Below are 21,168 nucleotides of genomic sequence, written 5' to 3'. Positions count from 1 at the left end.
TCAGGCGCCCGTCGGGACGATGTTCCACAGCGCCGGGTACGCGTTGCCGACCTGGAGCGTCGCCGCGGTCGAGTCGCCCGTGTAGAACACCGAGAGGTTGCGGTAGAACGGCGCGAACCACGCCTGATCCACCATGTAGTTGTTCAGCTCCTTGGCGGCGCCGGGGTCGCCAGCCTGGAACTTGGCGACGATCCGCTCGATGAACGGGTCGGTCGAGCCGAACGGGTTCCACGGCGCGGGACCGATGCCCGCCTCGGCCACGCCCGGGAACAGCGCGTTGACGTAGGTCTCCCACGGCGTGGCGGGCTGCTCGAGCTGGAAGGACACCGCGGCGTACCGGGGCTGCGTGATCGCCGCGATGTAGTCCGGCTCGTCGGTGTAGACCACCGTGATGCCGATGTCGGCCAGCTGGGCCGCCATCGACTCGAAGACGGCGGCGGGGATCCACGAGACCGAGGGCATCTCGAGTTCGAAGCCCTCCGGGTAGCCGGCCTTGACCAGCAGGTCGCGCGCCTTCTCGGGGTTGTAGTCGTAGACGGTGTCGAGCGCGCCGTTGTAGCCGTCGGTGTGGATGCCGAAGATCTGGGTGGTGACCTCGCCCCGGCCACCGTTGAGCGTCGCGAGCATGCCCTCCCGGTCGAATGCGAAGTTGATCGCGCGCCGCACGTTCACGTCGGCCAGCGCCGGGTTGACCTCGCCGGCGCGGTCGTACAGCAGCAGGCCGGTCCAGTCGAGCATGAAGTCGTTGGCGGTGTAGCCGGCCCCCTCGATCTGCTCGAAGCCGTAGTAGCCGTTGTAAAGCCCGGCGTCGAGGCGGTTCTCCAGGAACGCGGCCATCAACGGCTCGGGCTCCTCGAAGACCGACATCTCGATCCGGTCGTAGTGCTGGAACTCGGGCGCCCAGTACTCGGGGTTGGCCACGTAGACGTACGTCTCGTCGGCGACCGAGGCCTCCGCGTCGAGCAGGTAGGGGCCCGTGCCGACAGGCGCCGGGTCCTCGAACGACGCCGGCGACTCCATGTAGCCCGCGGACCGCGACAGCTGCAGCAGCAGCACCGGGTCGGGCGCGCTCAACGTGAGCTGGATGGTCGACTCGTCGAGAGCCACGACATCGGCGACCGACGCGAGCCAGTAGGCGTTCTGCGAGCCTCCGTCACGGAACCGCAGGAGGTTCTGCACCGCGGCGTCGGCCGTGAACGGGGCCCCATCGGAGAACCGCACGTCGGTGCGCAGGCGCATGGTCAGCACCGTGCTCGTCTCGTCGTACTCCCACCCCGTCGCGAGGCCCGCCTCGAGCTTGTTGGCCGCGGTCGCGCGCACGAGCGTGTCGTAGACGGCCTGCCCGTAGACGGACTTGGTGGCGAAGGCCATCTGGCTGGCGACGAACCCGGCCTCGCCCGGCGCGTCGACCATGCCCAGGCGCAGCAGCGGGGCGTGAGCGTCGGACCCCCCGGAGGCCGCCGGCATGGCCGGCACCTCGACGGCGGCGGCGGCGCCGGAGGAGCAGGCGGCGAGGGTGAGGACGCCGGCGGCGGCGCATGCGATCACGGCGGCGGTACGAAACATCGTTGTTCCTCTGTCTGTCTCGGGTCCCCTGGCCCCTCCAGGAACCGGTGCGGCACCGACGGTAGCACAGATACTGAATAGGTGGTTAGTTTTCGCCGATGGTACGGTGCGCGCATGACCTCAGGCACCGCCGCGCGCGGCTCGTACGCGAAGACCGCCGGTCGTCGCAGCGAGATCCTCGAGGCCGCGGCGGTCGTGTTCGCGGAGCACGGCTATGAGAACGGCTCGCTGCGCGCGATCGCGGCAAAGGTCGGGATCAGCCAGGCCGGCGTGCTGTTCCACTTCGGCTCCAAGATCGACCTGCTGGAGGCGGTGCTCGACCTCCGCGACCAGCGCAGCCGCGAGCGGTTCACGCGGCGGACGGAGGGCCAGCCCGCCGGCATCGCCCACCTCCGCGCATTCGTGGACCTGGTGCGGGACAACGTCGAGGAACCAGGCATGATCCAGCTGTACTCGGTGCTCGCCGCCGAGGCGACGGCCGCCGGGCATCCGGCGCACGCCTACTTCGCGGGACGATACGACTGGCTGATCGAGCAGGCGCACGTGTCGCTCCTGGCGCTGCGCGACCAGGACCTCCTGCGGCCGGGGGTCGAGCCGGGGCACGCCGCCCGTACGCTGGTGGCGGTGCTCGACGGGCTGCAGCTGCAGTGGCTCTACCACCCCGATCGGGTGGACACCGTCGGCGACCTCCGCACCTCGATCCAGCAGCTGGTGTCCGTCCCGCTCTGACCTCGGGCCGGGACCGGCGGCCCACCGGCCGCCGGACGCCTCATGGCAGACTTTCCTCATCAATTCTGAACAATCATTCAGCACCCAACTCCAAGGAGTACCGATGGCGCTCATCGCTGAGCTGTGGCTCGACGGGAGGGGCTCCCCCGCCTTCCGCTCCACCCCCCGGCCGACCGTGTCGTGGACCGTGACCGACGCTCACGACGGCTGGCTCCAGGAGTCGGCCGACCTCGAGCTCACCATCGCGGGCACGGCCTCGATCGCGACCGTGACGGGACGCGACTCCGCGGCGGTGGCCTGGCCGTTCCCCCCGCTCGCGCCGTTCACCGCAGCCGCGCTGCGCGTCCGAGCGCGGTCCACCCGCGGCGACGAGACGGCGTGGAGCGAGACGGTGCCCGTCCTGACCGGGCCGCTGGCACCCGCCGACGTCACCGCATCGTTCATCACCGCCGCGAAGCAGCCCGAGGAGCCCGCCGACCTGGCGGGCGACCGCCCGACCCTGCGCGCGGCCGGAGTGGTGCAGGTGCGCGACGGCCTCTCACGGGCGGTGCTCACGGCGACGGCGCTGGGTGTCTACGAGCCCGTCGTCAACGGCACCGTCGCCACCGACGAGGTGCTCGCGCCGGGCTGGACTTCCTACGAGGACCGCCTGCTGCTCCAGACCACCGACGTCACCGCGCTGATGGTCGAGGGCGACAACCTGGTCGGCGCCGAGGTCGCCGAGGGCTGGCACCGCGAGCGCTTCGGCTTCGACGGCGACTTCCGCGTCGCGTACGAGGGTCCGACCGCGCTGCTCATGCAGGTGCGCCTCGAGTACGCCGACGGCACCGTCGACACCCACGGGACGGACGCGACCTGGCTCGCGACCTACACGGGCCCGACCTCCTCGGCGTCGATCTACCAGGGCGAGCGCCGCGACGACCGCCGCCTCGACGGTGGCCTCACACGCATTGTCGGCGGCGCCCCCGCATTCGCGGACGCCGCGCCCGTGGTCGTGGTCGACGCTCCTCGCGAGCGGCTCGAGCCCGCGGCGGCGCCGCCCGCGCGCCGGATCCAGACGGTGGCGCCCGTCGCCAGCGAGATGCGCGAGAACGGCCGGATCCGCCTCGACTTCGGCCAGAACCTCGTGGGCTGGATGCACGTGCGCGCGACGGCGCCCGAGGGCACCGTCGTGACGCTGCATCACGCCGAGGTGCTCGAGAACGACGAGCTCGCGATCCGCGCGCTGCGCCACGCGGCCAACGTCGACACCGTCGTCGTGGGCGGCTCGGGCACGGTCGACTTCGCCCCCCGCTTCACCTTCCACGGCTTCCGCTACGCGGAGATCGAGGGCATCGACTCGCTCGAGGCGCTCGCCTCCGTCGAGGCCGTGGTGATCCACACGGACATGCGCCGCACCGGCTGGTGGGAGTCCTCGGACCCGCTGCTCAACCAGCTCCACCAGAACGTCGTGTGGGGCATGCGCGGCAACTTCGTCTCCCTGCCCACCGACTGCCCGCAGCGCGACGAGCGCCTGGGCTGGACCGGCGACATCCAGGTGTTCGCGCCCACCGCGTCCTTCCTGTACGACTGCGGCGGCATGCTCGGCTCCTGGCTCAAGGACGTCGAGGCCGAGCAGGCGCGCAACGCGGGCGTGGTGCCGATGATCGTGCCGAACCCCGCCCACCGCAGCCCGGTGCTGCCGGCCGCCGCCTGGTCGGACGCCGCGACGCTGGTCCCGCCGGCCCTCCACCTCGCCCTCGGCGATGCCGGGCTGCTCGAGCGGCAGTACGCGTCCATGACCGCGTGGGCGGAGGCCGTGCTGGCCGTGACGGACGAGCAGGGCCTGTGGCGCGGCGGCTTCCAGTTCGGCGACTGGCTCGACCCGACCGCTCCCCCGCACAACCCGGCGGCCGCGAAGACCGACCAGGACATCGTCGCGAGCGCCTACCTGCACAAGACCCTCACCGCGGTGGCCGACGCCGCCGCCGTCCTGGGCCGGACCGAGGACGCTGAGCGCTGGGCCGCCGAGGCCGCCCGCACCCGCGCGGCCTTCCTCGCCGCGTACGTGACGCCCGAGGGTCGCGTGCTGTCCGACGCCCCCACCGCGTACGCCCTGGTGATCACGTTCGGCCTGCTCGACGGCGACGCGCGCCTCGCGAAGGCCGGCGACCGCCTCGCCGAGCTCACGGTGGCGCACGCGTTCCGGATCCGCACGGGATTCGTGGGCACGCCGCTGCTGTGCGACGCGCTCGCCTCCACCGGTCACCGCGACGTCGCGCACCGCCTGCTCGCGGAGACCGGTTGCCCCTCCTGGCTGTACCCGGTCACCATGGGGGCGACCACCATCTGGGAGCGCTGGGACTCGATGATGCCGGACGGCAGCGTCAACCCGGGCGAGATGACCAGCTTCAACCACTACGCCCTGGGCGCCGTCGCGGACTGGATGCACCGCGACATCGCGGGCCTCAGCCCGCTCGAGCCCGGCTACCGCGTCGCGCGCATCGCGCCGCGTCCCGGCGGCGCGCTCACCTCCGCCTCGACGGCGCTCGAGTCGGTCCACGGGCGCTTCGAGGTGTCCTGGCGTCTCGAGGACGGGACGATGCACGTGACCGCCGCGGTGCCGGCGAACGCCGAGGCCGTGGTCGACCTGCCCGGGATGCCCGAGCAGCGGGTGGGCGCGGGCGCGCACGAGTGGAGCGTCCCGCTGGACGCGCCCCCGGCCGCGCCCGCGCCGTTCACCATGGACACCCCGCTGTCCGTCATGGCCTGGGACCCCGAGGTGACCGGTCGCCTGCAGGGCGTGTTCGGGCGCGTGGGCTACTTCATCGGCTTCGGCTGGATCGACAACGGCCGCTGGCGCGCGGACACGACGCTCCGCACGGGCCTGCCCATGTGCTCGCCCGAGCAGGTCGCCGCGATGGGTGCCGAGCTCGACGCGATCAACGTGCAGCGCGGCCTGGAGCCCTGCGGTCCCGACCACTGGCGGCTGTGAGCCGAGGGTCGGAGGGCTGGATCCGCCGAGGCGTCAGCCCTTCGACCCGAGCTCCGCGAACGTCTCGCTGACCCAGTCGGAGATGTACGCGGCGACATAGGCCATGTGGTCGATCGAGATGTGCTCGGTGCCGCCCTCGGGCTCGTCGAAGATCCGCAGCTCGCGCTTGGGGCTGTTGACCGCCTGCTCGTAGCTGCGGTGCGCCATCGCCACCGGGATCTGGCGGTCGTTGGCACCATGCGTGATGAGGAACGGCACCGTGATCCGCTCGGCCACCCCGTCGAGGTGCATGTCCTTGGTGCGCTCCATGAAGTCGTCCAGGTCGGAGGCGCCCCACACCCAGAACACGTGCTTCCAGTAGTGCGGCACGGGGTTCTCACCCTCGCGCTCGACACGGCGGCGCTGGACCGCCGCCCAGTCGTGGTTCGCGCCCCAGGCGACCACCAGCGAGATGCGCTTCTCGAACGCCGCGGCGCGCGGCGCGTAGTAGCCGCCCAGCGACCAGCCCACCAGGCCGACCTTCGCGAGGTCCACATCGTCCCTGGTCTCGAGGTAGTCGACGCAGGCGGCGGCCCAGGCCTCGGTGTCGTAGCGGGCCTGCAGGCCGCGCATGCGCAGCGCCTCGCCGGATCCGGGGGTGTCGACCATCAGCGTCGAGACGCCGCGCCGGGCGAGCATCTGGGGGAACTGCGAGTAGTACATCATCTCCTTGGTCGAGTCGAGCCCGTTCCACTGGATGACCACCGGTGCCTTGGCGCCCGCCGGCACCGCCGCCGGGTCGGCGGCGTAGAAGTAGCCCGGCAGGCTCGCGCCCTCGTAGGGGATCTCCACGGTGGTAAAGGGCGCACCGGACAACTCCACGTGCGTCAGGAGCAGGTCGATCGACTTCTGATACGCGGCCTTGCGCCCCTCCCACTGCGGGGACTGAAGGCGCTCCGCCTGGGAGACGTACAGGCTGGCACGGTAGTACTTGTCGCCCGCGTTGATGCGGCGTCCGAGCCGCACGTCCTCCTTAGCCGACGCGATCAGGCGGTCGGCGACGGCCTCCCAGGACGCGTACAGGAGGTCGGTGCCCACGTCGTCGCCGTTGCGCGAGGCCTCGAGGACCGGCTTGCACGCGCGGTCGACCTCGTCGATGTACCCGCCGCAGTTGAGCGAGGCGACCGCCGCCATGCTCCACACGTAGTTGGTCGGGAAGTACATGAACATGGGGGTCCACCTCGCTCGCGTCGTTGCGTCGCGTCCACCCTAGGGAGCGGCGAACCATCCGCACAGTCGATTCTGACGATGCCCACCATCGACCCCGCCGATACCCCGCCGCCACCCCTCCACCCTCGCGGACGCTCCGCACGGGGTGAGGGGACGGCGCAGGATCAGCGGCAGTGATGCGCGGCATCGCCAGATTCCGCTTCCCTGATATCGGCGGCCGCGTCCACAGTGGGAGTCGTTCCGGCAACGCCGCCGGAGGGAACGGAAAGGGTCAACGATGATCTCTCTGCTGTCGCACCTGTCCTACGTGGCCGTCACGTGCCCCGACGTCGAGGCGTCGGTGAGGTTCTACGAGGAGCACGTCGGGCTCGAGGTCGTGGACCGGATCGGCGACGACGTCTACCTGCGCTGCTGGGGCGACTACTACCGCTACTCGGTGGTGCTGCGCCCGGGCCCGGAGCCGTCGCTGTCCACCATGGCGTGGCGCACCACCAGCCCCGAGGCGCTCGAGGAGGCGGCCCGCCGCATCCAGGAGGCCGGCATCGAGGGCACCTGGATCGAGGGCAACCGGATCGGCAAGGCGTTCGAGTTCGTCGGCCCGTGGGGCCACTCGATGACGCTCCACTGGGACGTGGAGCACTACAAGGCCACCGGCGACAAGGCGTCCGCCTACCCCGACCGCCCGCAGCGCCGCAGCCGCCACCTGGGCGCGCCGCGCCAGCTCGATCACATCACCATCGCGACGTCCGACGTGGACGCCTTCGCGCAGTGGTACCGCGACGTGCTGGGCTTCCGCATCATGGCGCGCACCGTGCTCGACGAGGCCCCGATCTCCGTGTTCTCCGTCATCACCACCAACGAGAAGTCGCACGACCTGGGCGTGGTGCTCGACGGCTCGACCCGTGCCGGGCGCATGAACCACTACGCCTTCTGGGTCGACACCCGCGAGGACCTGCTCCAGGCCGCCGACTCGCTCCTCGAGAACGGCGTCCCGATCGAGTACGGCCCGTCGATCCACGGCATCGGCGAGCAGAACTTCCTCTACTACCGCGAGCCCTCGAGCCTCCGCATCGAGCTCAACACGGGCGGCTACCGCAACTACGTGCCGGACTGGGAGCCGCAGACCTGGACCCCGTCGCTGGGCTCGAACAACTTCTACAAGAACTCGCAGATGCCCATGTCGATGACCGAGTCGTTCCCCGCCGCCGACGGCCCCTCCGCCACCGAGGAGGGCGTGCCCGACGAGATCAAGGACGCGCTGTTCAACCCGTACGCCAAGCAGGGCAACGGCTGAGCCGCACACGCGTCGACGGCGGCGTCCCGGGCCACCTCCTCCGGCCCCGGGGCGCCGCCGTCGGCGTCTGTGCGCCCGGGCGGGACGATGCGGCGCTCGCGGCGGGCGCTCAGGCGCCCGAGGCGTCGACGCCCCCGGGCAGTCGCATCTCCTCCGCGACCCGCGCGAGCACGGACCGCAGCCACTGATGGCCGGGGTCCGCGTCGTAGAGGGCGTTCCACCAGAACGCGTCCTTGATGGGCGCGATCGGCACCGGGAAGTCCAGGATCCGCAGGTCGTGCAGGTCCTGCACCGCCAGCGCGAGCCGCTCCTGCAGCAGCCCGATCCGGTCGGTACCGGCCACCAGCGCCGGAAGCGTGGCGAAGCTCGGGGTCACCACCGCGACCCGCGGCTCGATGCCGAGCGTCTGCATCTGCCGCACGGCGGGGGTGTACGACGTGGTGCGGTTCATCGCGAGCACCCACGGCCGCGACGCCAGGTCGTCGGTCGTGAGAGTCTCACCCAGCTCCGGGTTGGCGCGCGCCGCGACCACCACCCACCGGTCCTCGAGGATGTCGAGGTAGCGCTCCGAGCCGATGAAGCCGTGCGGCAGGATCATGCCGTCGCAGTCGCGCAGCGACTCCGGCGCCCCCTCGAGGGTCTCGCGGGCCAGGGTCTCGAACGTGAGCCGCGCGTGGGGGGCCGCCGCGGAGACGGCGAGCGAGATCTCCCGGCCGGCGATGCGGAAGGCGTAGTCGGCGCCCAGGATCCGGAAGTCACGGGTGCTGGTCGCGGGGTCGAACTCGGCCTGCGCGGAGAACAGGCGGTCCATGGTCTGCACGGCCGTCCAGGTGCGCTCGCGCAGCGAGACCGCGAGGGGACTGAGCTCGTAGGTGTTGCCGTGGCGCACCAGGAGGTCGTCGCCGAACAGCCTGCGGAGCTTCGCGAGGGAGGCCGAGAGCGCCGGCTGGCTGAGGCTCAGGCGCTGCGCCGCCCGCGACACGCTGCGCTCCTCGAGCAGCGCGTGGAGCGGCAGCAGGAGATTCATGTCGAGGTTGCGCAGGTCCATGGGCCGAGCCTAGCCACCGTATCGGCGGCACGGATACCGCTCATCGGTCGATTCGTCTGTGCTGATGCACTGACTCGCGATTGACTGGGGCACGGACGCGACGATGCGTCCACGGGGAGGGACATGCTCGTCCAGGCCGCAGGCTTCGATCCGCGCGATCCGGAGGCCGCGATCGCCGCGACCGCCCGCGCGGTCAGCAACTGGGGCCGCTGGGGCGAGGACGATGCGGTGGGCACCCTCAACCTCATCGACGACCGGGCGCGTGCGCGCGCCGCGGCGCTGGTCCGCACCGGGGAGTCGATCTCGCTGTCGCTGCCGTTCGACATGGACGGCCCGCAGAAGGGCTGGCGGCGCCGGACCAACCCCGTCCACACGATGCTCGACACCGGCACCGACGCCGAGGCCGGCGTCCAGGGCTTCCCCCACGGGATCGGCGGCGCGGACGACGTGATCGCGATGCCGCTCCAGTGCTCGACGCAGTGGGACGGGCTCGGGCACATCTTCGACCACGGCGCGGCCTGGAACGGACGTCGCGCCGGCGACGTGGTGACCTCGCTCGGCGACGGCGTCACCGGCATCGAGAACGCCGCCTCGCTCATCACCGGGCGCGGCGTGCTGCTCGACCTGGGCCGCCACCTGCGCCCCGACGCCGGCGAGCTCGAGGACGGCTACGCGATCTCCGCCGCCGACCTCGACTCCTGCATCGCCGCCCAGGGGCCCACCTCCACGGTCGGCGCCGGTGACATCGTCGTCGTCCGCACCGGACAGCTCACCCGCGCGCGCCGCGACGGCTGGGGCGACTACGCCGGCGGCGCCGCGCCCGGGCTGTCCTTCACCACCGCGCCCTGGCTGCACGCGCGCAACATCGCCGCGATCGCCACCGACACCTGGGGCTTCGAGGTCAGGCCCAACGAGTTCGAGCCCGCGTTCCAGCCGCTGCACCAGGTGGTGATCCCCCACATGGGCCTCACGATCGGCGAGATGTGGGACCTGGACACGCTCGCCGAGGCGTGCGCCGCATCGTCGCGCTACGAGTTCCTCATGGTCGCCGCGCCGCTGCGCATCACCGGCGCGGTCGGCTCCCCCGTCAACCCCATCGCCCTGCTCTAACCCCGGAAGGAAGGGACCCCATCATGACCGCAACGACGCGTGTCGCCATCGCCGGAGGCGGAGTCGCCGCCACCGCGCTCGCCATCCAGCTCGCCCGCGGCGGGGTGGAGGTCGACATGTTCGACAAGGCCGACTGCGTGAGCGCGCTCGGCTCCGGCATCACGCTCCAGGGCAACGCGCTGCGGGCGTTCGGGCACCTCGGGGTCTGGGACCGGATCCAGGAGGCGGGCTACGCGTTCAACGGCCTGACCCTGCGCGCCCCGGGACCCGGCGCCCCCGTCGTGGCCGACATGCCGGAGATCGGCATGGGCGGACCCGACTTCCCCGCCGGCATGGGCATGTACCGCCCCGACCTCGCGCGCATCCTCACGGACGCCGCGGTCGCCGCGGGCGCCCGGCTGCACCACTCCTCCGAGGTGACCGGCTGCACCACGCGCGACACCGATGTGGACGTCGAGGTCAACGGCGCACCCGCCGGCACGTACGACCTGCTGGTCGGCGCCGACGGCCTGCACTCGAAGGTCCGCGCCGCGATCGGCATCGACCTGCACCCCCGCCGCACCGGCATGGGCATCTGGCGCGCGTTCGTGCCGCGGCCCGCCGAGGTCGCCCACACCGAGCTGTACTACGGCGGACCCATGTACATCGCGGGCTACACGCCCACCGGCGAGGACTCGATGTACGCGTTCCTGGTCGAGGACGCGCAGGAGCACACGGACGTGACCGACGAGCAGGCCGTGGAGATCATGCGAGGCCAGTCGATGGCCTACGACGGCCCCTGGAACGCGATCCGTGAGAATCTCTCGACCGCCTCGCACGTCAACTACACCTGGTTCACCGAGCACGTGATCGAGGGTGCCTGGAACCGCGGCCGGACCGTGGTGATCGGCGACGCCGCCCACTCGTGCCCTCCCACCATCGCGCAGGGCGCCGCCCAGGCGCTCGAGGACGCCGAGGTGCTCGGCGAGCTGATCCTGCGCGGGCCCATCGACCAGGCGATGTGGGACGAGTTCCACGACCGCCGCGTCGAGCGCGCCACGCTGGTGGTCAGGTCCTCGGTCCAGCTGGGTCAGTGGCTGCTCGAGGGCCGCCGCGACGCGGACATCCCCGGCCTGGTCGGGACCGTGGCACGCACGGTGAGCGTGCCGGCGTGAGGCTCGCGCGCTGGAGCGCGGACGGCACCGTCGAGGAAGGCGTGATCCGGGACGATGCGGCGGTGCCCTTCGGCGCCGGGCGCACGGTCGCGGACGCCCTCGCCGCCGGGCTCGACCGGCTCGAGGAGGTCGCCGGCTGGGCGGACGCGGCCGGTGCGCGGCCTCTCGCCGGGGTCCAGCTCATGGTGCCTGTCGCCGCTCCCAGCGTGCGCGACTTCGTGGCCTTCGAGGAGCACGTCGAGGGGGTGTCCGCGGCGATCGACGGCGCGAGCGAGGTGGTCGCCGAGTGGTACGAGCTGCCGACGTTCTACTTCACCAACCCCCACACGCTCCGCGCCGACGGTGCCGTCGTGCGTCCCCCGGTGAGCGCGCGGCTCGACTTCGAGCTCGAGGTCGCAGCGGTCATCGGAGGCGTCGACGGCTCGGACGGCCGCGACCTCGACGTGGAGACCGCGAAGCGGCACATCGTCGGCTACACGATCATGAACGACTGGTCCGCGCGCGACGTCCAGGGGCGCGAGATGAAGGTGCGGCTCGGCCCGTGCAAGGGCAAGGACTTCGCCACCTCGCTCGGCCCCTGGATCGTCACCGCGGACGAGCTCACGCCGTACGAGGACGCCGACGGCTTCCTCGCGCTCGAGGTCGAGGCGTGGGTGCGCGGCGAGCGCATCGGCCACGACCTCCTCTCGAACATGGGCTGGCCCTTCGCTGAGCTGGCCGCCTACGCGTCCCGGGACTCTCGCATCGTCCCGGGCGACGTGCTCGGCTCGGGCACCGCCGGCAACGGCGGCTGCCTGGCCGAGCTCTGGGGCCGCACCGGCGGCCTCGCACCGGAGCCGCTGCGTCCGGGGGACACCGTGGTCCTCCGGGTCGAGGGCATCGGCGAGCTCCGAGGGACCGTCGGGACGCCGCAGGCACCCGTCGCCCTGCCCGCCGCCCGCACGCGTCCGCGCGTGCGATCGCGGTGATCTCACCGCCCTTCTCACCCCGGGAGATTCAATGACGAGTCAGACCACCGCCGGCGCCACCGCGCCGGCCCGACGCGCCGGCGGCTGGCAGGCAGCCCTGCTGCTCGCCGGCAGCTGCATGCCGGTGATGGGCTCCGTGCTCATCACCCCGATCCTTCCCCAGCTCTCCGCGGAGTTCGGCGGTCAGCCGGGCGCCGAGGTGCTGGTGCCCATGATCGTCGCGATCCCCGCGCTCATGATCGCGGTGTTCGCGCCGTTCGCGGGGCAGATCGTCGACCGCCTCGGGCGCAAGCCGCTGCTGGTCATCGCGATGTTCGCCTACGCGCTCGCGGGTGCCGCGCCCGCGCTGCTCACCACCCTGCAGTCCATCCTCATCAGCCGCGTGCTCGTGGGTGTCTTCGAGGCCGCCATCATGACGGTCTGCACCACGCTGATCGTCGACTACTTCCACGAGGAGCGGCGCCGCAACAAGTACCTGGGGCTCCAGACGGTGGTCACCACCCTGGGCGCCACGGTGTTCATCGCGATCGGCGGCGCCCTCGGCGTCGGCGGCTGGCACACGCCGTTCTGGGTGTACACGATCGCGGCCGCGATCGGCGTGCTGATGATCGGCGGGCTGTGGGAGCCGAGCCGGCACGACTCGACCGACACCCACGTCGCCGAGGGCGTCAAGGTCCGCATCCCGTGGGGCCGGATCGCGCTGCCGCTGGCCGTCACGCTGTTCGGGGGCTTCTCGTTCTACGTGCTCATCATCGAGGCGAGCTACCTGGTGGTCGGCACCGGGGTCGCGCCCGAGGACACCCGCACCATCGGCACGGTCGCGGCGGTCGCCTCTCTCGCCACCGCGGCGGGAGCGTTCACCTTCGCCCGCATCGCGCGGCTCACGCCCAAGGTGCTGCTGCCGATCGCGTTCGGGCTGCAGGCGATCGGCATGGCCGTCATCGCGCTGATGGGCACCGCGTTCATCGGCGTCGGGATCGGCGCGGCGATCGCCTCGGCCGGCTCGGGCCTGCTGCTGCCCACCCTGGTCACCTGGACCATCGCGCCGCTGCGCTTCGAGGAGCGCGGGCGCGTGACCGGCCTGTGGACCATGGCCTTCTTCCTCGGCCAGTTCCTCACGCCGCTCGTCATGCAGGGCATCGTCGGCGGCGTCGGGTCGCTGCCGGCCGCCGTCGGCGTGGTCGGCGTGGGCGCGCTGATCGCGGCGGGCCTCACGGCCGTCGTCGTCGCCAAGCCCGCCACGGCCGCGGCTCCAGTCGCCGCGGCCTGACGGCACGCGAGAGGGGGTCGGGTCCCACCCGGCCCCCTCTCGCCGCGTCTAGACGCCGAGCGCCTCGGCGACCGCCGGGTGGACCACCTGGCCGCCCCGGACGTTGACGCCACGCGCGAGCGCCGCATCGTCCCGCACCGCCGCGTCGACGCCGGACGCGAGCCGCAGCACGTACGGCAGCGTGACGTTCGCGAGCGCACGGGTCGCGGTCGAGCCGACCGCGGCCGGCATGTTCGCGACGCAGTAGAGCAGCGAGCCCTCGACCTCGAACACCGGCGCGTCATGCGTGGTCGGGCGGGAGTCCTCCAGGCAGCCGCCCTGATCGATCGCGATGTCGACCAGGACGCTGCCGCGGCGCATCCCCGCCACCATCGCGTGGCTCACGACCGTCGGCGCGGGGCGCCCCGGCACCAGCACGGCGCCGATCACCAGGTCCGCGCCCAGCACCGCGTCCTCGACCGTGTGCGCGGTCGAGGCGACCGTGCTCACCCGGCCGCCGAACCGCTCGTCGAGCGCGCGCAGCTTCGGCAGCGAGAGGTCGAGCACCGTCACGTCCGCGCCCATCGCGACCGCCTGACCCACCGCGTTGGATCCGGCGACCCCGGCGCCGAGGATCGTCACGCGCGCCCCGGGCACGCCAGGGACGCCGGGGAGGAGCACGCCGCGCCCGCCCTGCGGGCTCAGCAGATGGTGCGCCCCCTCGAGCACGGCGAGCCGGCCGGCGACCTCGCTCATGGGCGTGAGCAGCGGCAGGGAGCCGTCGTCGAGCTGGACGGTGTCGTAGGACAGCGCGGTGGTGCCGGCGGTGCACAGCGCGTCCGCAAGGCGGGGGTTGGCGGCGAGGTGCAGGAACGTGAACAGCACGTTGTCGCGCAGCAGCGGGAGCTCCTCGGGCTGGGGCTCCTTGACCTTCAGCACCAGGTCCGCCGCCCAGGCGTCCGCTGCCGTGCCGAGGACGGCGCCGGCGAGCAGGTACTCGTCATCCTCGTAGGCGGACCCCTCGCCCGCCGCGCGCTGGACCACCACCTGGTGGCCGGCTGCCACCAGCGCGTGCGCGCCCGACGGGGTCAGCGCGACGCGGGTCTCGCGGTTCTTGGTCTCGGTGGGGACTCCGACCAGCACGGCTGCCTCCTCGGTGGGCACACCGCCGTGCGGGGTGGGGCACGGCGGTGTGCGTCCTCGTGCGGCCCGGGTTGTCGGCCGCCTCTGCTCCCAGTATCGGTGCGGCCCTCGCGCAGGACCACAGCCGCCCCGGGATCCCGGACAGACCGGCCGCGGCCGCCCGCGCGCCGGACACCCGGGACCTTCGACTCGCGCTGCCATCTCAGGCTATGATTGAATCGTTTCAACACTTCGCGGAAGCGAGGTGAGGACCGCCATCCGCAACGGCGCGACAGAGGTGCCGCGCCCCACATCACAAGGAGACGCACAGTGGCCACCGACCCGAAGCCCACGCTCGACGAGATCATCGAACAGATCGGCGAATGCGGCGCACGCATCTGCGAGATTGACGCCTCCGAGGCCGGCGCCGGCAACATCTCGGTCTACATGGGATGGGATGTGGAGGTCCGCCGCCACTTCCCCAACGCCGAGGAGATCGAGCTCCCCGTCCCCGCGCCCGCCCTCGCCGGCGGCACCGTGCTCGCGACCGGCTCCGGCCGCCGCCTGCGCCAGATCGAGGCCGAGCCCCTCGCCGCGATCGGCGCGGTGAAGATCCACGAGGGCGGCCGCACCGGCACGCTCTACACCTCGAACACCCGCAAGTTCGCCCGCCTCACCTCGGAGTTCAACTCCCACCTCGCGGTCCACCAGGACCAGGTCGAGCGACGCGGCGTCGACTTCCAGGCCGTGGTGCACGCGCAGCCCCCGCACCTCACCTACCTCTCGCACATCCCCGCGTACCGCGACACCGAGCGCATGAACCGCGCCATCCTGCGCTGGGAGCCCGAGAGCATCGTCTCGCTGTCGCAGGGCATCGCGGTGCTGCCGTTCTTCATCCCCGGCTCGGAGGAGATGGGCGAGGCGAACGTCACCGGCCTGCGCGACTTCGAGATCACCCTGTGGTCGAAGCACGGCACCATGTCGCGGTCCGACGTCTCCGTCTACCGTGCCGTCGATCGCGTCGAGTACGCCGAGACCGGCGCGAAGTACGAGTACATGGACCTGGTTGCCGGAGGCCGCGCCGAGGGCCTCACCAAGGACGAGATCAACGGGGTCGCCACCACGTTCTCGATCGACTCCCCCTGGCTCTGATCCGGGACCGGCGGTGCGCCTCGGAGGCCGCCTGAGGTGCACGAGATGGAGGATCGGGGGGCGCACGCGGGGGGGGTGGGGGCCCCGTGCGGCCCTTGCGGGGGGGGGCGCGTGGGGGCCGGCGTGGGGCGCTGGAGTTGGTGTCGGGGCCCCCCACCGCGGGGGTTGTCGGCCCCCGATCCTCCATTTCGGCGTGGGTGCGGGGCGCCCTCGGTCGGGGACGCAGAAGGCCCGCGACGATGCGTCGCGGGCCGGGACGATGCGGGGGTCGCGCCCCGCGTGGGTCACCAGTAGATGCCGGTGCCGGGCAGGTACTCCCAGTGCCAGGGCTCGTACTTCGACCACTTGGCCCAGTCGGGGTTCCAGAAGCCGAAGGTCTCCGCGTTGTTCGAGAGCCAGCGGTAGTAGACGCCCGAGGCCTGCGTGCGGCACAGGTCGATGGCCAGGCCCTCGCCGTGCATCGAGGTGCCGGGGCTGGCCGCCAGGTACCCGCGGGACGCCTTGGTGGCGTACTGCTCGGAGAGGCTGCGGTACGAGTCCGCGATGCAGATGCTGGTGCCGAAGGCGGTCTTGAACTGCTCGTTGAGCGCCGCGAGCGCGAGCGCCGCGTCGGGGCGGAGCTGCTCGCCGGCGACCCAGAGGCTGCACAGCTGGTCGGCGCGGAGTCGGCCGTTCGAGGTGGTGTCGTCAAACTCCGGGTCGCAGTCCGGCAGCAGCGAGGACGCGACGGGGATGTCGTTCTCCGTGAGGACCACCGTGGACTGGTCGTCGACGGTGGGCAGCGGCAGGTCCGAGGACTCGAACTGCGGGCCGGCGCCGAGGATCGCGGTCGACATGGTGGGGGCCTGCCCCTCGACCACGCCAGGGAGCTGCTCGGCGGCGTTCGCGTACGGCGTGATGGTGCCCATCACCGGGTACACCACCATCGCGCCGAGGAAGCCGAGGATGACCCCTCCGCGCGTCAGCAGCTTGCGCCGGCGATGGGTGGTGCGGACCTGGATCTCCTGGGTGCGCTCGATGCGGAGCTGGCGGCGCGAGGGGTGCGCAGGACGGTGCCGATGCACGGGTCCGCGCATGCTCACACTGGCCTCCTCAGGCGAAGCTGTCATCTGAGCGCTCGAGGTGAGGTCCATGCAAGCGCCTGCGCAAATATTACCGATTGGTAACGGTCAGGCCAACCCCCCTGGGTATGACACTGCTCACAGCGGCCTGACTTAGTTGCGAGGTGCCTGCTAGATCACCTGATCACGACGTGCGAGAGAATCGCGGACCTCGCCCACGAGCTCCTCCAGGATGTCCTCGAGGAAGACCATCCCGAGGGTGGACCCGTCGCGCTCGACCGCCGTGACGTGGGCCCCCGAGCGGCGCATCAGCGCGAGCGCGAGCTCGATCTCGGCCTCCGCGTCGATCGCGGGCAGGTCCCGCACCCGCCACGCCTGGATCGGGTCCTCGCGCTCCCCCGGCCGAGCGAACAGGGTGTCCTTGATGTGCAGGTAGCCGATGAAGCGCCCGGCCTCGGTGACCGGGAACCTCGAGAAGCCCGTGTCGGTCGCGGCCCGCTCGAGCCCGTCGACCGTGACGCCGAGCTCGAGGGCGCGGACCCGATCGACCGGGACCATCACCTCGGCCACCGAACGGTCGGAGAACTCGAGCGCGCCGGTGAGCAGGCCGGTCGGGTCGGAGATGGTGCCCTCGGCGCTCGACCGCTCGACGATGCTGTGGACCTCGTCCGCGGTGAAGGCGCTCGTGACCTCGTCCTTGGGCTCGAGCCCGAACAGCCGCACCACGTGGTTCGCGACCCAGTTCAGCGCCCCGATCACCGGCTTCACCACCCGAGCGATGGCCACGAGCGGGGGGCCGAACACCAGCGCGGCGCGGTCCGGGCTCGACACCGCGGAGTTCTTCGGCACCATCTCGCCGACCACGACGTGCAGGCCGACGATCACGAGCAGGGCGATCGCGACGGCCACGCCGTGGGCGGTCCCCTCAGGGAGCCCCCACGAGTGGAGCATGGGCTCGAGCGCGTGAGCGAGCGCCGGCTCCGCGACGGCACCGAGGGTGACCGAGCAGACCGTGATGCCCAGCTGCGCCGTCGCGAGCATCAGGGAGACGTGCTCCATCGCCCACAGGACGGTGCGGGCGGCGCGCGACCCCTCCTCCGCGCGCGGCTCGATCGAGCTGCGCCGCGCGGAGATGATGGCGAACTCGGCGCCGACGAAGAAGGCGTTCGCCAGCAGCAGGCCCGCGACCACGGCGACCATCTCGGCGGTCATCCCTCGCCCTCCGGCTCCGCGATCGGCGCGAGTCGCACCCGGTCGATCCGGCGGCCGTCCATGCGCTCGACCCGCAGGTGGACGCCGTCGTGGTCGACGATGTCGCCGACGGCCGCCACGCGGCCGAGCGCGGCCATGATGAAGCCCCCCACCGTCTCGTAGGCGGGCGACTCCGGCACCACCAGGCCCGTGCGCTCGCGGACCTCGTCGGGGCGCAGGTCGCCGGGGACGATCCACGCGCCGCCGGGCACCCGGTGGACCGACGCACGACGCCGGTCGTGCTCGTCGGCCACCTCCCCCACGAGCTCCTCGACCACGTCCTCGAGGGTCACGAGCCCGGCGGTGCCGCCGTACTCGTCGACCACGATCGCGCACTGCGGGCCCAGGCCGCGCAGCTCGACGAGCAGCGGCCCCATCTGCATGGTCTCCGGGATGCGGGGCGCCTCCACCATGAGCTCGCGGACCGGTCGCGCGGCGCGCTCGTGGGCGGGGACCGCGATCGCCGCACGCAGGTGGACCAGCCCGAGCACGTCGTCGTGGCCGTCGCCCACGACCGGGAAGCGCGAGTGTCCGGTCGCGCGCGCGGCGGCGAGCACGTCCGCGGCGACCGCGTCGCGCGGCAGCACATGAAGGCGGGTGCGGTCGGTCATGACATCGATCGCCGCGAGGTCGTCGAGCTCGATGCTGTTCTTCAGCAGCAGCGCCGTCGACGGCGCGAGGGTGCCCGCCTCGGCGCTGCGGCGCACCAGCGCCGCGAGCTCCTGCCGGGACCGTCCGCCGGCAAGCTCCTCCTTCGGCTCGATGCCGATCAGCCGCAGGATCCCGTTCGCAGCAGAGTTGAGCGCCGCGATCAGGGGGCGCAGCGCGACGGTGAACCCCATGTTCAGCGGCGCCGCCACCCGCGCCGTGCGCAGGGGCGCCGCGAGCGCCATGTTCTTGGGCACCAGCTCGCCGAACAGCATCGAGAACGCGTTGACCAGGATCACCGCGAGCGCGCCCGCGAGCGCCCCGGAGGCGGCGCGCGTCACCGTCGAGGTCGACAGCGGCACCTCGAGCAGCTCGACCAGCGCCGGCTGCGCGGTGAAGCCGAGCAGGATCGTGGTGAGCGTGATCCCGACCTGCGCACCCGAGAGCTGCGTGGAGAGGCGCGACAGCGCGCGGCGCACCCGGCGGTCCTTCTCGTCGTCCACATGGGCCGGATCGAGGGCGACGAGCGAGAACTCGGCCGCGACGAACACCGCCGTGCCGAGCGTGAGGAGCACGCCCACGCCGATCAGGATCCAGGCGGTCATCGGGGACGGGAACTGTCAGGGTCCATGGTGTCGCAAGGATACAGCCGGGCGTGGCGCGACGGCAGGGTCAAAGTGTTATAGTTCCTCTATAACAACTCTTAAGGAGAGTGCGCATGGAGGGTCCACGCATCGCGATCGCCGGCCTCACGAAGAGGTTCGGCACGGTGACGGCCGTCGAGGACGTGTCGTTCGCCGCCGAGCCGGGCCGGGTCACCGGATTCCTGGGGCCGAACGGTGCCGGGAAGTCGACCACCCTCCGCGCGCTGCTCGGCCTGGTCGCGCCGACCGCCGGCTCTGCGCGCATCGGCGACCACGCCTACGCCGAGCTCGAGCGGCCCGCCGCCGTCGTGGGCGCGCTGCTCGAGGGTGCGTTCCACCCCGGCCGCACCGCACGCGCCCATCTCCGGACGGTCGCGCCGCTCGTCGACGCCGACGATGCGCGGTGCGACGATGCGCTGGCCATGGTGGGCATGAGCGACGCGGCGAACCGCCGCGTCGGCGGCTTCTCGATGGGGATGCGGCAGCGGTTGGGCCTCGCCACGGCGCTCCTCGGGGAGCCGACTGCCCTGGTGCTCGACGAGCCCGCGAACGGGTTGGACCCCGCGGGCATCACGTGGATGCGGGGCTTCGTCCGCGACTTCGCCGCGCGCGGCGGGACGGTGCTGCTCTCCTCCCACCTGCTCGGGGAGGTGGAGCAGACGGTCGACGACGTGGTGGTGATCGCGCAGGGCCGGATCCGCCACGCCTCCTCGCTCGCCGAGCTGCGCCGGCTCGCGCACCCGGCGACCACCCTGGTGTCACCCGACGCCGACCGGCTCGCGCGGCTCGCTGACGACTGGCCCGGGTCACGCCTCACGTCCCCGCACGAGCTCGTGGTGGCCCACGCGGACGCCGCCGAGGTGGGGGCCCGCGCCTTCGCCGCGGGTCTCGAGGTGCACGGGCTCGCGGAGTCCGGCGAGACGCTCGAGCAGGTCTTCCTGCGACTCACGGAGGAGGCGGCATGACCGCGGCCGTCCGCGCCGAGCTGCGCAAGATCCTCACCACCCGCCTGTGGTGGGCGCTCCTCGCCGCGATGGGCGGCGCGGTCGCCTTCCTCGCTGGGGCGCTCGCGCTGGCGATCGGGCTCGGCGGCCAGCAGCCCGGCGACGAGCTCACCGTCCCTCCGGACCAGCTCGCGCTCACCGTCTACTCGGCGGGCGTGACCCTCGGATACGTGTTCCCGTTGGCGTTCGGCGCGATCATCGTGACCCAGGAGTTCCGCCACCGCACGTTCCAGACGTCGGTGCTGGCCGAGCCGCGGCGCACCCGGGTCGCGGCCGCCAAGCTGCTGGCCGCGCTCCCCTTCGCCCTCGCGTACGGGCTCGCGAGCTCGCTGGCGGCGCTGGCGGCGGGCGCGCCCGCCCTGGCGCTCGCGGGCACCGGGACGATGCTCGACGACCCGGCGACCTGGCGCACCCTCGCGCTCGGGGCGGTGGCCATGGCCGCCTGGATGCTCGTCGGGGTGGGCTTCGGCACGCTCGTGACGAACCAGGTCGCGGTCGTCGTCGGCGTGCTCGTCTGGACCCAGATCGTCGAGCCGCTCGCACGCATCGGGCTCGGCTACTGGGATGCCGCCGCGCCCGTCGCGCGCTTCCTGCCGGGGGCGGCGGGCGAGGCGATCGCGGGGAGCTCCTTCTACTCCGCGACGGGCCTGTCCGACCTGCTCGCCCCGTGGGCGGGGCTGCTGGTGCTGCTCGGCTACGGCCTGGTCGCCGCGGCGATCGGCTGGCGGACCTCCTTCCGCCGCGACATCACCTGAGCCCGGAGGCCCGGGACGGACGATGACGGCCATGGGCGTCCGATGCGTCACCCCTGGTCTTCCCTGGCATGGGTAAAACTTTGTCCAAATGCGCGGTGGGTGGTTCCGGCGGCGTGTCGGAAGGGGAGAAGATGGGTCCACCAGTCACCACCGACGCTGATGCGCCAAGAAAGCGAGCGGCCTCAACGTGTCCCCAGACACCTCCGCGCCCGATACCGACCGTGTCCCCG

Annotated in this window: 17 protein-coding genes; 10 read left to right on the top strand and 7 right to left on the bottom strand. The window is 72.3% G+C overall.

All coding sequences use genetic code 11. From position 1 onward, the window contains the following. Entirely contained in the window at nucleotides 1-1,566 is a 1,566-nt protein-coding gene (locus QQX10_RS13165) for an ABC transporter substrate-binding protein (protein ID WP_301121822.1), read from the bottom strand. Between the two features lie 114 nt (nucleotides 1,567-1,680). Between QQX10_RS13165 and QQX10_RS13160 the strand changes: the two genes are divergently transcribed. Continuing rightward, complete coding sequence (locus QQX10_RS13160) at nucleotides 1,681-2,295, top strand: TetR/AcrR family transcriptional regulator (RefSeq protein ID WP_301121824.1); 615 nt, start codon at nucleotides 1,681-1,683, stop codon at nucleotides 2,293-2,295. A gap of 103 nt (nucleotides 2,296-2,398) precedes the next feature. Further along, nucleotides 2,399-5,269, top strand: a complete 2,871-nt coding sequence (locus QQX10_RS13155; protein ID WP_301121826.1) for an alpha-L-rhamnosidase — start codon at nucleotides 2,399-2,401, stop codon at nucleotides 5,267-5,269. 33 nt (nucleotides 5,270-5,302) lie between these two features. Here QQX10_RS13155 and QQX10_RS13150 read toward each other — a convergent pair whose 3' ends face one another. After that, nucleotides 5,303-6,478, bottom strand: a complete 1,176-nt coding sequence (locus tag QQX10_RS13150) for an alpha/beta hydrolase family protein (protein WP_301121828.1) — start codon at nucleotides 6,476-6,478, stop codon at nucleotides 5,303-5,305. 277 nt (nucleotides 6,479-6,755) lie between these two features. On the opposite strand from QQX10_RS13150, the gene QQX10_RS13145 reads away from it, so the two are divergent. Further along, a complete protein-coding gene (locus tag QQX10_RS13145; protein ID WP_301121830.1) occupies nucleotides 6,756-7,772 on the top strand; it encodes a VOC family protein in 1,017 nt (338 codons plus the stop codon). Between the two features lie 109 nt (nucleotides 7,773-7,881). Here the strand turns inward: QQX10_RS13145 and QQX10_RS13140 are convergent, their stop codons facing one another. Further along, complete coding sequence (locus QQX10_RS13140) at nucleotides 7,882-8,820, bottom strand: LysR family transcriptional regulator (RefSeq protein WP_301121832.1); 939 nt, start codon at nucleotides 8,818-8,820, stop codon at nucleotides 7,882-7,884. A 123-nt stretch (nucleotides 8,821-8,943) separates the two neighbouring features. Here QQX10_RS13140 and QQX10_RS13135 point away from each other — a divergent pair, with 123 nt between their 5' ends. From QQX10_RS13135 to QQX10_RS13120, 4 genes are read left to right on the top strand one after another with little or no spacing between them, the layout of a single operon-like run. Continuing rightward, nucleotides 8,944-9,930, top strand: coding sequence for a cyclase family protein (locus QQX10_RS13135; protein ID WP_301121834.1), 987 nt, complete (start codon nucleotides 8,944-8,946; stop codon nucleotides 9,928-9,930). Nucleotides 9,931-9,953: 23 nt separating this feature from the next. Then, nucleotides 9,954-11,084, top strand: a complete 1,131-nt coding sequence (locus QQX10_RS13130) for an FAD-dependent monooxygenase (RefSeq protein ID WP_301121836.1) — start codon at nucleotides 9,954-9,956, stop codon at nucleotides 11,082-11,084. Next, nucleotides 11,081-12,052, top strand: a complete 972-nt coding sequence (locus QQX10_RS13125; RefSeq protein ID WP_301121838.1) for a fumarylacetoacetate hydrolase family protein — start codon at nucleotides 11,081-11,083, stop codon at nucleotides 12,050-12,052. Before QQX10_RS13130 ends, QQX10_RS13125 begins: the two co-directional genes overlap by 4 nt. Nucleotides 12,053-12,083: 31 nt before the next feature. Continuing rightward, nucleotides 12,084-13,322: an MFS transporter gene (locus tag QQX10_RS13120; RefSeq protein ID WP_301121840.1), complete on the top strand. Its 1,239-nt coding sequence runs from the start codon at nucleotides 12,084-12,086 to the stop codon at nucleotides 13,320-13,322. Between the two features lie 48 nt (nucleotides 13,323-13,370). Here the strand turns inward: QQX10_RS13120 and ald are convergent, their stop codons facing one another. Then, on the bottom strand, nucleotides 13,371-14,444 hold the full coding sequence (ald, locus tag QQX10_RS13115) for an alanine dehydrogenase (protein ID WP_301121842.1): 1,074 nt from the start codon (nucleotides 14,442-14,444) through the stop codon (nucleotides 13,371-13,373). A 309-nt stretch (nucleotides 14,445-14,753) separates the two neighbouring features. Here ald and QQX10_RS13110 point away from each other — a divergent pair, with 309 nt between their 5' ends. Next, nucleotides 14,754-15,575 carry a class II aldolase/adducin family protein gene (locus tag QQX10_RS13110; RefSeq protein ID WP_301121844.1) on the top strand — a complete coding sequence of 274 codons (822 nt, stop codon included), beginning with the start codon at nucleotides 14,754-14,756 and terminating at the stop codon, nucleotides 15,573-15,575. Nucleotides 15,576-15,859: 284 nt separating this feature from the next. Here the strand turns inward: QQX10_RS13110 and QQX10_RS13105 are convergent, their stop codons facing one another. From QQX10_RS13105 to QQX10_RS13095, 3 genes are all read right to left on the bottom strand, one after another. Then, a complete protein-coding gene (locus tag QQX10_RS13105; protein WP_301120003.1) occupies nucleotides 15,860-16,651 on the bottom strand; it encodes a M15 family metallopeptidase in 792 nt (263 codons plus the stop codon). A 156-nt stretch (nucleotides 16,652-16,807) separates the two neighbouring features. Then, nucleotides 16,808-17,848 (bottom strand): hemolysin family protein, encoded by a 1,041-nt coding sequence (locus QQX10_RS13100; RefSeq protein ID WP_301119966.1) that lies wholly within the window; start codon nucleotides 17,846-17,848, stop codon nucleotides 16,808-16,810. After that, on the bottom strand, nucleotides 17,845-19,140 hold the full coding sequence (locus QQX10_RS13095; protein WP_301119964.1) for a hemolysin family protein: 1,296 nt from the start codon (nucleotides 19,138-19,140) through the stop codon (nucleotides 17,845-17,847). Before QQX10_RS13095 ends, QQX10_RS13100 begins: the two co-directional genes overlap by 4 nt. Nucleotides 19,141-19,253: 113 nt before the next feature. Between QQX10_RS13095 and QQX10_RS13090 the strand changes: the two genes are divergently transcribed. Next, nucleotides 19,254-20,144 (top strand): ATP-binding cassette domain-containing protein, encoded by an 891-nt coding sequence (locus tag QQX10_RS13090; protein ID WP_301119962.1) that lies wholly within the window; start codon nucleotides 19,254-19,256, stop codon nucleotides 20,142-20,144. After that, a complete protein-coding gene (locus QQX10_RS13085; protein WP_301119960.1) occupies nucleotides 20,141-20,938 on the top strand; it encodes an ABC transporter permease in 798 nt (265 codons plus the stop codon). Before QQX10_RS13090 ends, QQX10_RS13085 begins: the two co-directional genes overlap by 4 nt. Nucleotides 20,939-21,168 lie beyond the last annotated feature (230 nt).

Source organism: Demequina lignilytica (assembly GCF_030418305.1).
Taxonomy (GTDB): Bacteria; Actinomycetota; Actinomycetes; order Actinomycetales; family Demequinaceae; genus Demequina; species Demequina lignilytica.
The sequence above is the reverse complement of the archived record's forward strand: the minus strand, read 5'-3'. Positions and strand labels throughout refer to the sequence as shown.